This is a genomic window from Roseivirga pacifica (genome assembly GCF_900111145.1).
Classification (GTDB): domain Bacteria; phylum Bacteroidota; class Bacteroidia; order Cytophagales; family Cyclobacteriaceae; genus Roseivirga; species Roseivirga pacifica.
Genome location: NZ_FOIR01000002.1, coordinates 348,307 through 362,002 on the forward strand (window position 1 = coordinate 348,307; position 13,696 = coordinate 362,002).

Annotated in this window: 13 protein-coding genes; 11 read left to right on the forward strand and 2 right to left on the reverse strand. The window is 41.9% G+C overall.

The genetic code is table 11. The features are described 5' to 3' along the window. Positions 1–39 precede the first annotated feature (39 nt). Positions 40–1,905: a glycoside hydrolase family 13 protein gene (locus tag BMW98_RS10395; protein ID WP_090258519.1), complete on the reverse strand. Its 1,866-nt coding sequence runs from the start codon at positions 1,903–1,905 to the stop codon at positions 40–42. A gap of 189 nt (positions 1,906–2,094) precedes the next feature. Here BMW98_RS10395 and BMW98_RS10400 point away from each other — a divergent pair, with 189 nt between their 5' ends. The 11 genes from BMW98_RS10400 to sufU are packed head-to-tail and all read left to right on the forward strand — an operon-like array spanning position 2,095 to position 11,317. Continuing rightward, positions 2,095–3,429: a M24 family metallopeptidase gene (locus BMW98_RS10400; RefSeq protein WP_090258520.1), complete on the forward strand. Its 1,335-nt coding sequence runs from the start codon at positions 2,095–2,097 to the stop codon at positions 3,427–3,429. Between the two features lie 38 nt (positions 3,430–3,467). Continuing rightward, the gene (locus tag BMW98_RS10405; protein ID WP_090258521.1) at positions 3,468–5,321 is read left to right on the forward strand and encodes a sensor histidine kinase; all 1,854 of its coding nucleotides are present in this window, start codon (positions 3,468–3,470) and stop codon (positions 5,319–5,321) included. Next, a complete protein-coding gene (locus BMW98_RS10410; RefSeq protein WP_090258522.1) occupies positions 5,314–5,697 on the forward strand; it encodes a response regulator in 384 nt (127 codons plus the stop codon). Before BMW98_RS10405 ends, BMW98_RS10410 begins: the two co-directional genes overlap by 8 nt. 51 nt (positions 5,698–5,748) lie before the next feature. After that, positions 5,749–6,327 (forward strand): YqaA family protein, encoded by a 579-nt coding sequence (locus BMW98_RS10415; protein WP_090258523.1) that lies wholly within the window; start codon positions 5,749–5,751, stop codon positions 6,325–6,327. A 16-nt stretch (positions 6,328–6,343) separates the two neighbouring features. Next, a complete protein-coding gene (locus tag BMW98_RS10420; RefSeq protein ID WP_090258524.1) occupies positions 6,344–7,255 on the forward strand; it encodes a hydroxypyruvate isomerase family protein in 912 nt (303 codons plus the stop codon). Positions 7,256–7,261: 6 nt separating this feature from the next. Further along, positions 7,262–7,855 (forward strand): nucleotidyltransferase family protein, encoded by a 594-nt coding sequence (locus BMW98_RS10425; protein WP_090258525.1) that lies wholly within the window; start codon positions 7,262–7,264, stop codon positions 7,853–7,855. After that, positions 7,848–8,978: a molybdopterin-synthase adenylyltransferase MoeB gene (moeB, locus tag BMW98_RS10430; protein WP_090258526.1), complete on the forward strand. Its 1,131-nt coding sequence runs from the start codon at positions 7,848–7,850 to the stop codon at positions 8,976–8,978. The genes BMW98_RS10425 and moeB overlap by 8 nt, the downstream gene beginning before the upstream one ends. A gap of 3 nt (positions 8,979–8,981) precedes the next feature. After that, entirely contained in the window at positions 8,982–9,221 is a 240-nt protein-coding gene (locus BMW98_RS10435; protein WP_090258527.1) for a MoaD/ThiS family protein, read from the forward strand. Beyond that, positions 9,221–9,637, forward strand: a complete 417-nt coding sequence (locus BMW98_RS10440) for a molybdenum cofactor biosynthesis protein MoaE (protein ID WP_090258528.1) — start codon at positions 9,221–9,223, stop codon at positions 9,635–9,637. The genes BMW98_RS10435 and BMW98_RS10440 overlap by 1 nt, the downstream gene beginning before the upstream one ends. 43 nt (positions 9,638–9,680) lie before the next feature. Further along, a complete protein-coding gene (locus BMW98_RS10445; RefSeq protein WP_090258529.1) occupies positions 9,681–10,883 on the forward strand; it encodes an aminotransferase class V-fold PLP-dependent enzyme in 1,203 nt (400 codons plus the stop codon). Continuing rightward, on the forward strand, positions 10,880–11,317 hold the full coding sequence (sufU, locus tag BMW98_RS10450; protein WP_090258530.1) for a Fe-S cluster assembly sulfur transfer protein SufU: 438 nt from the start codon (positions 10,880–10,882) through the stop codon (positions 11,315–11,317). The genes BMW98_RS10445 and sufU overlap by 4 nt, the downstream gene beginning before the upstream one ends. Positions 11,318–11,329: 12 nt before the next feature. On the opposite strand, the gene BMW98_RS10455 is transcribed toward sufU, so the two are convergent. After that, complete coding sequence (locus BMW98_RS10455) at positions 11,330–13,681, reverse strand: glycoside hydrolase family 95 protein (RefSeq protein WP_090258531.1); 2,352 nt, start codon at positions 13,679–13,681, stop codon at positions 11,330–11,332. Positions 13,682–13,696 lie beyond the last annotated feature (15 nt).

Below are 13,696 nucleotides of genomic sequence, written 5' to 3' on the forward strand. Positions count from 1 at the left end.
ATTATGATAAGAGGCTTTTTCTCATTTCGGGGCCAAAACTTAATGCAACTCCAACACCATTGTTGTTTTTGCCGGAACTGTAAAGTCTTTAGTCAAATCAACAGTAGCATCGGTCACTACGTTCGTTCCAGTGGCGTATCCTCGTAGCATTTCAATGTGTTTGGCTTTAGAAATAGTGGTAGCCTCTTCATTCATATTCATAACTACCATTACACGTTCATTATCGGTGTATCTAAAGTACACGTACACATTATTCTCTGGTACAAAGTGGAGTAGTTTTCCTTCATGAATAGCCTTGCTGTTTTTTCTCCAATTGGTGATCTTACTCACATAATTCAGCATGTCATTTTCCGCATTCGTTCGGTCATTTTCGGTGAAAACAGAGCGTTCGTCACCTGCCCAGCCACCAGGCATATCTGCACGTTTGCCACCATCGCCCCAATCGGCAGGTCCTTGTTTAAAGGCCAATTCCGTTCCGTAGTACACCTGTGGAATACCGCGAGTAGTCATTAAAAATGCATAAGCCATTTTTAGGTGCTCAGGCTTTTCTCCCAAAGTAGAGTAAATACGGTGTATGTCGTGGTTATCTAAAAAGATTACGTTTTTCATTGGGTCTGAGTATAGCCTGTCTTGAGAAAGTGCGTAATAGATCTTCATCAGGCCGCTTTCCCAACCAAAGTCTTGATTGAAGGCATCTCTAACCGCAAAATGAATTTGAAAATCGGTTACACTTGGCAAGTGCGACTCATATCCGTCAGATTGACCTGGTAAGTTCTGTTGCCAGTAAGCTTCGTGTGCAACGGTTTCTACCCACGATTCACCTACAATGTTAAAATCAGGGTATGCTTCAATCACTTCTTTGGCCCAACGCGCCATATAATCTTGGTAAGGGTATAGGTAAGTATCCATTCTAATACCATCCACACCAGAATATTCTATCCACCAAAGCGTGTTTTGAATTAAGTAATCAGCCAGCTGTGGGTTACGCTGATCTAAGTCAGGCATTTCGGTTACAAACCATCCTTTCTGTAATTTATCCTTATCGAATTGAGCGGCATACGGGTCGGATGCAATTGTGCCTCTATAGTTAGTGTTGCCATATACAGATTTGTCGTGTACCCAGTTGTTAAATGGTAGGTCCTTCATCCACCAATGTTGGTCTCCAATATGGTTGTGAATCATATCCATGATCACTTTTAAGCCCATTTCGTGGCAGGTTTCCACAAAGTCCAAAAACTCTGCATTCGACCCGAACCTTCTATCCACTTTGTACATGTCGGTGGCCGCATAACCATGATAGGCTTTGTACTCTGGTGTTTGGTCATTCTCAAAAACAGGCGTTAACCAAACAGCCGTCATTCCAAGCGACTTTATATAATCTAAATGCTCCTTTACCCCCTGAATATCGCCTCCATGTCTACCAGAGGGGTACGATCTACGAGCTGGCTCTAGCATGCCCTCAATGGTATCATTATCGGGGTTCCCATTTGCAAAGCGGTCTGGCATTAAAAGGTAAATCACATCCTCAGCGCTAAACCCTTGGTTTCTGTTTGCATCAGCCGATCTGGTATTTAAGGTGTAGGCAAAAGTGTGTTGCTTTTTGCCATTAGTCAGTGTAATATCAAAATCTCCAGCTTTTACATCCTTACCAATCAGCAGGTTTACAAAAAGATAGTTGGGAGAGTCGCCCACCACCTGATTTACCAGCGTTATTCCTTCTGCATCAATACTTGCTCTATAATTCCCTATGTCTTCAGCATAGAGCATAAGCTGAAGTTTTTCGGTAGGCATATTTGCAAACCAAAAAGGAGGTTCAACCTTCAGGTTTTTAATGCTTTGTGCTTGAGTTACTGAACTAATACTTAATAGTAAGAGTAGGCAGAATAAGGGCTTTAATACTTTCATCGCAATGGAAATTTAGGGTAGAAAACTAAGCAATATTATTAGCCTGTGGAAACGATTTCCACGTTCCAACTCGAATATGACAACACAAACGTTTGCAAAAGCACGCTAGCGGTAAGTGTGGTGCACTCAAATATTAGTACTTGTAGCAAATATGAATTATACATAGTTTAAAAGCTTATTGACCGAATTATGAAAAAACTAAGCTTATTGTTTACACTACTCTTTGTGACCCAACTGGCGCAAGCGCAAATTGACCCCAGCTATATTCTTTCTATGAAGGAGAGGGCAAAAACAATTAACTACTTACTTGAAGATAAAGTAGAACATTACCTGCCGGAAATAATGAGGAGAGAAGGGCTTGATATGTGGGTGGTGATTTCAAGAGAATACAACGAAGACCCTGTAATAAAGACTTTGCTACCCGCAGAATGGCTAGCGGCCAGAAGGCGTACTATCCTTATATTTTTTGATAAAGGTGGAGAAGAAGGTATAGAAACCTTGGCTGTGTCTCGTTATGATGTAGGTTCAATTTTCAAATCTGCTTGGAACAAAGAAGAACAACCCGACCAATGGGCACGACTGGCTGAAATCATTGCAGAGCGTGACCCTAAAAAGATAGGGGTGAATAAGTCCAAGTATTTCGGTATTACCGATGGAATTGTAGCGACCGATTTGGAAGAGTTTGAAGCAGCCATAGGTGAGAAGTATGCTTCGCGCATAGTATCAGCAGAAAAAGTGGCTATAGGATGGCTGGAGACGCGTACTGCTGCGGAAATGGCTATCTACCCGCACATCACTAAGCTTTCTCATATGATCATTCAAGAGGCTTTTTCTCCTGCTGTAATTACCCCTGGCGTTACCACCACCGAAGATGTAGTATGGTGGATGCGCGAAAAGGTTCGTGAACTGAAGCTTACCACTTGGTTTCACCCAACAATTGACATTCAGCGCGCTGATCCAGAAAACTTTGACCATTTGAGAACATTCTCAAAACGACCTGACAAACAGGTAATTATGCCGGGGGATTTGTTGCATTGCGATTTTGGTATTACCTATTTACGCCTTAATACAGACCAACAGCAACATGCTTATGTGTTAAGACCTGGGGAAACAGATGTTCCGGCCTATTTAAAAGCGGCCTTTAAAAACGGTAATCGCCTTCAGGATATTTTCACGGGTAATTTTAAAGAGGGTAGAACCGGCAATGAAGTGTTGAAGATGAGCCGTGAACAAGCCATAGCAGAGGGCATAAAGCCTTCTATTTACACGCACCCAATTGGCTATCATGGTCATGCCTCAGGAACTACTTTGGGTATGTGGGATTCCCAAGGCGGTGTTCCGTTTACTGGCGACTATCCACTTCATTTAAATACGGCTTATTCAATTGAACTGAATGCCGCTACCTATATAGAGGAATGGGGTAAGGAGATTCGAATTATGCTTGAAGAAGAGGCCTTTTTCGATAAAACAGGCGTTTGGTACATCGATGGCAGGCAAGAAGCCATAACAATTGTGAATAAATAATACACACATCAGTAGAAGTCTATTAATTTTAGACTTTTATGATTTGCCAACTCCTCAGACTAGTCTTAACAGCCTTGTTGCTGTTTACTTATGCATCTGTATTTGCTCAAAATGCAAGTACAGATGCATTTAACTTAGATGGCGAATGGAAGTTCTATTGGCAAGAATTACTCACCGACACAGCAGAACTCTTGAAATATGAGGCTGTAAATATGCAGGTGCCAGATGATTGGTACGACAATCATCCTTTTGAAAGAGAAGGCTACGGCACTTATTACAGGCAAATAAAGGTTTCTCCAAATCAACGAGGTTTAGGTATTTACATCCCTCACTTGTTTTCCTCCTACAAACTGATAGTTAATGGAGAAGTACTTTACGAATCGGGTAAAGTTGGACGGTCTAGAGAGGAATATACGCCCTACAGAGAACCTGTAGTGATTCATTTACCTAGGTCTACCACTGGTGAACTGGATATTTTTGTTCAGTCTGCCAATTTCGATCACCTCAACTCGGGCATGTTTTACTCCTTGGTGGTAGGGGATTATTACGATTTACAAAAGGCACTCAATAGTCAACAAAATGTAAGTGTATTCTTGGCCGGAGGCTTTTTTATTACGGGTATTCTACTTTTGGTCTTCTCATTAGTGTATCGTCAGCTCGAGGTTCAAATTCCGTTTTATGCCATCGTTTCTTTGAGCCTAATGTACAGAATGGTAGGCTCATCGCCTTATCCATTGCATGCCATGCTTGACGATTACAACTTCTTTTTAGCCATAAGACTAGAATATTTAACGGTATACACTTCGGCACTTTTTGGTGGACTTATGATTTTTTCGCTGTTCCCTAAGCAAACAATCAAGCCACTCAACTATATATTTTACGTCATATCAGTAATTGGTATAGCTGGGGTTTTTCTGCTTCCACCAATCATGTTTACCAGCTTATTAAAGTACTATATGTATGTGGTTTTGGTGTACATGCTGTTATTCATTTACACCATTGCCAAGGCCAAGTATGACGATGAACCTACATCTGGATATCTAATAGCGGCCATGGGGGCTGTATTTGTTTGGTTAAGTTTTCAAATGATCAACTTTTTGAATGTAGGTCACATACCTTTCGGAGTAAATATTGTACTCATTTCATTGATCATTCTGCTATGCAATTTGGCGCTACTCAAAACCTTTCTCGAAAAAATTAACAGATCTAAGCTTACCGAAGCTGAGGTTGAGTTTCAGCGGTCGCGTCAAATAATGCTTTCACTCATTTCTCATGAAATAAAAATGCCTGTGGCCAAGCTGCAGATGAACATGGAGATGATGAAGATGAGCAAAAACTCGCCAGAGAAGTTTTGGGCTATTAAAGACAAATTGGTGGATACTTCGTACGAGGCGGTTGACTCAATCAAACTGATGTTGAATGATTTTCTATACTTTATGAGTGGCGACCAAAAGGTAGAAGATGATTTGAACGTTCAAGACCTGCAGGAGTATTTACAGATTAATTGGAAGCTGCCAGTTGAACTTTCTTCAAACATTCCTACCGACAAAAGTTTTAGCACGAGCAGGGTTACTCTACGTTATATTTTAAACACATTGGTTGGCAATGCCATAAAGTATTCGCGCGATGAAGACAGAAAACCTGAGTTTGTGATTTCTTCTCAAGAGAATAGGATTATTCTGGAATTGAAAGATTTTGGAATTGGAATTGATAAGGATCAGGTGAAATTAATGGGGCAAAAGCAGACAAAAGTCACCAATAACAGCGAAATTTCCGGTATGGGTTTTTATCTGGCAAATGAACTTTCTACCAAATTAAAACATTCCATATGGGTAACTTCCAGAGGCTCGGAGGGTACTAGCGTATTTTTAGCATTCGACTTACATGATTAAGGTTTTAATTGTAGATGATGATTTTGGCGTAAGAGACACGCTCAAAGATTTTCTTGAGTTCTTTTACGAAGACATAGATGTTCAGCTGGCAAAAAATGGGAGTGAGGCAACAGCCTTGGTTAATAATGAATCATTTCAAATATTAATCTCCGACCAAATGATGCCCGATATGAAGGGCTCTGAATTCATTAATAATACAATTGAAAAACTCAGGGAAGATCAAACTTGGATTTACATTTATAGTGGCCAGTTAATGGACGAATTGAGCGTGAACCTTAAGGAATATAAGGAAGTTCAAATCATCGATAAGTTCACTAACCCAATGTTTTTCAAAGAGATTATAGACAAATATAAAGTAGCACACCCTGAGCTATAAAATATATGTAAGAGATAATCATTATTTGTCTTAATTTGAAAGCACTCACATATGCCGAAACCGAATAAAGACTTTTATAATTACTTCTCTCAAAACCTCATCAAGGGCTTTATATACCTTGGTTTGCTTATAGCCGCCTTGGTAATTTTCAAAAGCTATTTTGAGTCGCAATACGATGCCCTCCAGCACTGGGTTTCTGATGACTACTGGCTGATGTTCATCATCTTTCTTATATCCGAAATCTTTGTGGGTATTGTTCCTCCAGAAGTATTTATGGTTTGGACAAAGGACGATCCGGCAACCCTTTATGTTTGGGTAATAGTAGCCATGACGGTGCTTTCCCTTTTAGCCGGATGGATCAACTATTCAATCGGAAAACTGATTAGCTCTAGACGATTTTTTAGGCGCTATTTCAAGCGTAGGCTTAGAAAGTACTCTGAAAGATATGAGCAATACGGCAGCGGTTTTATAGTGGTAGCCGCGCTTACGCCTTTGCCTTTTGCGCTGGTAAGCCTCATCACTGGCGCATTGTCTTACCCCAGCAAAAAATATTTACTATATTCCTCTTTTAGAGTGCTCAGATTTGTAGCCTATGGGCTAATCATCTGGAATCTGGGCGATGTTGTCTAGACTTCAACCTTAAACAATGAAAAGACGAGATTTTATAAACTACGGTAAGCTGGCGGCTTTGGGCGCCATGTTACCTACAACCGCATTTGCGTCTGGCAAAAAGGCCGATGCACCTTTCAACCTCAACTATGCACCACATTTTGGCATGTTCGCTAAATCAGCCACTGGTGGGCCATTAAACGAGTTGGACTTTATGGCCGAAAGAGGTTTTCGTTCTCTGGAAGACAACGGCATGAAGGGCCGTACTGTAGACCTACAGAAGCAAATTGCTGCGCGAATGGAACAGCATGGCATGACAATGGGCGTTTTTGTGGCACATACTATCTACTGGTCCGAACCAAACCTTACGAGTGGCAAGCAGGATTATAGAGATCAGTTTTTAAAGGAAATAAGAGAGTCTGTAGAAGTCGCCAAACGCGTAAATGCCAAGTGGATGACTGTCGTGCCCGGCTTTGTTGATCTGCGCAAAGACGAAGGCTATCAAACTGCAAATGTGGTAGAAAGCCTAAAGCAGGCTTGCGATATTTTGGAGCCACATGGCCTAACCATGGTACTAGAACCATTAAATAGAAGAGATCACCCGGGTTTGTTCCTCTCTAAAGCTTCACAAGGGTTCGAGATTTGTAAGGCGGTGGACAGCCCATCTTGTAAAATTTTATACGATATCTATCATCAACAAATTACCGAAGGAAACCTAATTCCGAACATTGAAGCCTCTTGGGACGAAATCGCTTATTTTCAAGTAGGAGATAACCCAGGCAGAAAAGAACCAACTACTGGAGAGATCAATTACTTGAATGTTTTCAAATTTATTGAGGAAAAAGGATTCGATGGAATTGTAGGCATGGAACATGGTAACTCGCAAGCAGGAAAAGTAGGTGAGGAGCGTGTAATTGCTGCATACCGAGAAGTAGACGCTTTTAAATAATATTGCATGCAAATAGGAGCCGTTTTAGTAGCAGCAGGCCTCTCTAGCCGCATGCAAGGCAAAAACAAAATGCTGCTGCCTTTTGGTGACAAAACGGTGATTGAAGCTACTTATCAGCAACTTGCTAAAGCTGGGCTGACCAAGGTTGTGGTAGTAGCAGGTGCTTATTTCAATGAAATTAAAGAGTCGCTAGAACTACGAGAGCGAGATTGCATTATTGAAAATAGACTTTATAAAGAAGGGCTAACCACAAGCATTCAGGCTGGAGTGAAGGAACTTGTGCAGATGGACGCGATAATGATTTGCTTAGGCGATATGCCGCTACTCAGGATCAATGATTATCAGCTTTTGATTGAGTCTTTTGCTAAAATAGATACAACCATACAAGTGCCTTTTTATAATAAGCAGAAGGGAAACCCAGTGATTTTTGCTCAAAAGCACTTCAATGAAATTTTGAACCATACTGAGATGAATGGCTGTTCTGGCATTGTAAAACAAAACAAAGCCGCTGTTCAGCAACTTTCGGTTTCAACCGACCGTTTTATTTTGGACATTGACACACCCGAAGAGTACCAAAACCTACTGAAACGAATTGACTAAAGAAGACCAATTACGATACAGCCGCCAAACCATTATTCCCGAGTTTGGAGAAGCAGGGCAAGAAAAACTGCTCGCCTCTTCGGTTTTGGTAATAGGTGCTGGTGGCTTGGGGGCACCCATTTTGCAATATTTAACTGCTGCGGGCATTGGCCGCATCGGCATTGTAGATTTTGACGAGGTGAGCATCTCAAACTTGCAGCGTCAAGTACTTTTTAACACCCACGAACTTGGAAAGTCCAAAGCACAAACTTCAAAACAAAAGTTAAGTGCACTTAATCCAGCTACCGAATTCGATGTGCACGAGCTGGCGATTAACGCCACCAATGCCATGGATTTGATAGAACCGTATGATCTAGTAGTTGATGGTTCTGACAATTTGGCCACGCGATACCTTGTAAACGATGCTTGTTTTTTGCTGAATAAGCCCCTCATTTACGGAGCTATCTTTAGGTTCGAAGGTCAGGTTTCCGTTTTCAATGCATTGGAAAATGGCAAACGAGGACCAAATTATCGCGATCTTTTCCCTACACCGCCACCGCCCGAAATGGTACCGAGTTGTAGTGAAGGAGGAGTGATTGGGGTTTTGCCGGGCATTATTGGTGCCATGATGGCCAGCGAGGCCATTAAGGTACTGTGCCAAATGGGGACTACCCTGAGTGGCAAACTCTTCATCTTTGATGCATTAGATTTTTCTACACATACTTTGAACGTGCCGGCTTCAGCGGACAATCCATTAAGCGGAAAACATCCAAGTATAACTGAGTTAATCGATTATGAGGCCTTCTGTATGGGGCAAGTTGAGGATAAAGCCCAAGCAGAAGTAACAGTGCACCAACTACAGCATATGCTGGAAGAAGGAAATGTAACCTTAATTGATGTAAGAGAGGACTATGAATACGAGATAGCCAACTTGGGTGGAGAACTCATTCCATTGAACAAAGTATTGAGCAGAAGCGAGGAGATCCCTACAGATGGAAATGTGGTAGTGATGTGCAAAATGGGCGGTAGAAGCCAAAAAGCAATTGATCTGCTTAAGTCGAAGGGCTATAAAAACTTAAAGAATTTAAAAGGGGGGATTATGGCTTGGAGAGCTGAAATCGACCCTGAATTACAAAGCTATTAGTAAATGAAAGTTACAGTAACAGCTTTTGGCATTGCTAAAGACATTCTGAATAAGAAACAGACTGAGGTTGAGTACTCAGGAACCACTGTGGCAGATTTAAGGCAGCAGCTCATCCAGGAATTTCCTGAGTTTGCTAAGCTGGCTTCACTAAAGTTTGCTGTCAATACTGACTATGTGAACGATGATTTTGTGCTAAATTCAAACGATGAGGTGGTGCTAATTCCACCAGTAAGTGGCGGATAATGGAGCAAGTTTACATTTCAACAGATAGATTAAGTAGTCAATGGTGCATCGATTTAGTATCGGATGATGGCAGTGGTGGCTTGGTAATGTTTATAGGCAACGTGCGAAATCAAACTAAAGGTAAAACTGTTAAGTACCTTGATTTTGAAGCTTATGAGCCCATGGCCATTAAAGAAATGCAAAAGATTGCTGATACCGCTAAAGACCGTTGGAAGCTTCATAAAATGGTTATTCATCATAGGGTTGGAAAGGTGCCAATAGGAGAAGAGGCTGTGATTATTGCTTGTTCTTCACCACATCGCAAGGCGTCTTTCGAAGCCTGCGAATACGCTATAGATACCTTGAAGGAAACCGTGCCCATTTGGAAGAAGGAGTTTTTTGAAGATGGAGAGGTGTGGGTTTCAGCACGTCCATAGGCAAGTTTTAAATTTTTAAATCGGCTAACAATCAACCTGTAATTTGACCAATCACTTTCCCATATTTAGTAAACATACACCGCTTGGGCAGCCATTGATCTATTTAGACAGTGCAGCTTCTACTCAAAAGCCGCAAGTGGTTATTGATACCATTACTGATTTCTACACCAATGAGTACGCCTCGACAGGCCGTGGTAGCTATTGGCCTGCAAATGCTGCAAGTGCTAAATATGAGCAAGTCCGTCACCAGGTTGCCAGCTTTCTGAATGCCAAAAGTGATCGGGAAATCGTTTTTACTTCAGGCACTACAGACGCTATTAATAAGGTGGCACGTTCGTTTGTTTACCCTACTTTATCGCCTGGAGATTGTGTGGTAACTACCACAATGGAGCATCATTCCAATTACTTGCCATGGCAACAGATATGTAAAGAAAAGAAGTGTGAATTGGTAGTGGCGCCATTGAATCAAAATGGAATACTAAACACTTTGGCACTTGAAGCTCAATTAGCAAAAGGGGCGAAATTTCTGGCGCTAACGGCTGTTTCAAATGTTCTTGGAACCCAGAACGATGTTACGGCCATTGTATCTTTGGCTCATCAATATGATGTACCGGTATTAGTTGATGCCGCCCAAGCAGTTGCCCATTACACCATCGATGTACAAGCATGGGACTGCGATTTTTTGGTTTTCTCTGGCCATAAGTGCTACGGATCAACAGGTGTGGGAGTGTTGTATGGCAAGACCGATTATCTAGCAGAAATGCAGCCCGCCAACTACGGTGGTGGCATGGTTCAAAAAGTTAATACTATAGACTCCTCGTTTAGGCCTATCCCTCATAAACATGAAGCGGGTACTCCAAATGTAGCTGGAGTTATTGGACTAGGTGCCGCCTTAGAATTCTTGCAAAAAAAAGGCTTAGAAAACGTTTATGAGCATGAACAGGCTTTGACCGTTTACGCTCTTAATCAATTGGCTGCAATGGATTCTGTGACCATATACGGTTCTGTTGAACAGCGAGGTCCTGTGATTTCATTTAATTTGGATGGGGTGCATCCACACGATTTATCTACCTTTTTGAATGAACAAGGAATTTGTATCAGGGCAGGGCATCACTGTGCGCAACCATTAATGCAATGGCTTGATGTGGCGGCTACCGCTAGAGTGTCATTTGGCATGTACAACACCAAAGTTGATATAGACCAACTTGTTGCTGGACTAAAGTCAGCTTACCAATTTTTCCGATGAACGAACGAATAAAAGCCCTTTATAAAACACACATTATTGAAAAGGCCAAAGACGAAACGCACACTGGCCAGCTTACCGATGCTACACATGTAATTGAGGCCTACAATCCGCTATGCGGTGATCAATTTACACTATATCTGAAAGTTGAAGATGATGTGGTTAAAGAATTGAAATTCAATGGATACGGATGCTCAATATCAAAGGCATCTACAGCTGTTTTAGCGGAATCAATTCTTGGAAAATCGTTAACTGACTTTGGTAAAGTATGGAGTGATTTCATGGAAATCGTGAACGAAAATGCTAAGGCTTCACCCGAACAAATTAGCAATAATGAATACCTGTTAGCATTTGCTGCAGCGCGTGAATTTCCAGAACGAAAAACCTGCGCTACACTAAGTTGGGAGGCTTTAGCAAAAGCCTTAATTACCCATTAATTTTGTTCTTCATTAGAATAGAACTTCTTTAGAATTACCAGCTTTAAGCTCTATCATCATACTTTCTCCATTCACTAGTACTTCAATTGATTGAGTAATTGGTGAGGAAAGTTGCAATACGGTTACCTTGCCTTTTTCCCAAGCCATATTTACGGTAATATTTCCGCGTGCTTTCAGGCCGTTTACTTTCCCACTTGGCCAAGCCTTAGGCAGGGCTGGTAAAATACGGATAAGGCTGTTCTCATGTGATTGAAGTAGCATTTCGGCCATGCCAGCGGTAAGCCCGAAATTACCATCTATTTGGAAGGGAGGATGCAAGTCGAACATGTTTGGAGCCATGGACTTGCTAAGAAGTGTGTATATGTTTTCATGTGCTAGATCTCCCTCCAGAAACCTCGCCTGCAGGTTTATTAGCCAAGCTCGGCTCCACCCAGTATGGCCGCCACCATGCTCCATGCGGTAATCCATGGTCTTTTTAGCTGCTGCAACCAGTTCAGGATTGTTTTGATAAGTGATTTCATTGCCGGGATGGAATGCATAAAGGTTGGACATATGTCTGTGTCCTGGCTCAAACTCTTCGTATTCCCGATCCCATTCGAGTAATCGGCCATCGCTACCAAGCCTAACCCCAGGCTTTAGTTGTTTTAGTTGAGTCGAAATTTTGTCAGTCCATTCGTTCTCAATTCCAAGTATTTCAGCAGCATTCAGGTAGTTAGTGAAGAGCTCGGTAATTACCTGCTGATCTTTTGCACTGCCCATTGCCAATGCGGCACGTTCACCTTTTGCATTAATAAAGCTGTTTTCTGGAGAAGATGATGGAGCCGATACCAGTAAACCATCTCTCGGATCAACCATTAGCCAATCACTGTAGAAAATGGCTACTTCCTGCATTGCTGGAAAAGCCCTTTCCTTTAGAAATGTTTCATCCTGAGTAAAGCGATAGTGCTGCCAGTAATGCTGCATAAGCCAACCACCCGCACCTAAAGAACCGCCCCAATAGGCTTGGTTAGACCGTAGCCAAGTTGGCGCCCATATGTCGGTAGCATGAGGAATAAATGATCCACGACAACCAAAATTCTCCATAGCTCCAATTTTACCATTTTCAATAAGCCTATCGACTAAATCAAATAGGGGTTGGTTCAATTCGTCTAGGTTGGTGACATTCGCCAACCAATAGTTCATTTGCAAGTTGATATTGAGATGGTAGTCAGCATTCCAAGGAGCCTGCAAGTGCTCATTCCAAATGCCTTGCAAGTTTGCCGCGGTGGTACCTGGACGAGAAGAACTAGTGAGTAGATACCTGCCATAGTTAAAGAGCAGTTCCTCCAAACCAATGTCGGTGGCGCCATAAATTACGCTTTGTAAGCGCTTATCTGTCGGTTCATTTATTGGGCTATTGGCAATATCCAGCTTCATACGATTGTAAAGCGCTTGGTAATCTTTAGTATGTGCGGACAAGAGTTGGCTAAAAGATTTTTGACTCACTGATTCCAGGTGCCTTTTGCTTTTTTGCTCAAATGCTTCTTCATAAAAACTAGTGTTAGAAACCAGATAGAAGGTAGCTTCTTTAACGTTTTTAAGTTCTATAGCCTCATCAGTAAAAAGAACTTCGCCACCAGTATGCTTCACTTTTAGCCGCGTGTCGAATTTAACGCCATGCGTTACAGGCCGCTTTTCTCCCTTAAACTGACCACCATATTGGGTTATTTCTCCCTGCATAACCAACACGCCATCTTCTACAAAAGTGGTAGCTGTTTTATGGCCATTATCATCAGGCCTGCTCATGGTTATTTTGGCCGAAAGTCCCTGTTCATCTTCAGTGGTATATTTCAAAAAAATGCCGTCATCGGGTTCAGAAGCCAATATGCTTTGCTTAACCTGTTTACCATTCACTTTAAACGATGACTCTACTAAGGCAGTCCGAAGGTCAAGTGAACGCTTGTAATCTGTGTAACTCACAGAGTCGAACGCTATCCACAAATCGCCCATGGTTTGGTGCGATTTGGTAACGCCTTTTGTTAAAAACTTCTCTACAAACATTGCGTCAGCTTTTACGTTTTCACCATCGAGTATGAGCTGCCGAACTTTCGCTAAGTCTTCAGGCGTTCCATCTGGGTTATCCCAACCGTCAGCGGCAGGCCATAGGCTATCATCATTAAGCTGAATACGCTCAGAGTTTGGATCGCTAAAAACCATTGCCCCAAATCGGCCATTGCCTATAGGGAGTGCTTCTAACCATTCATCGGCTGGTTGTTCATACCACAATAGGGAGGAATCATCGCGTAGATCAACCGTTATTTGCTTTGTTTGATGTGTACAGGAAACAATGAATACCAGTGCAAAAAAGGAAAGCAGCTTGCGCATAAGAGGTTTGAATTA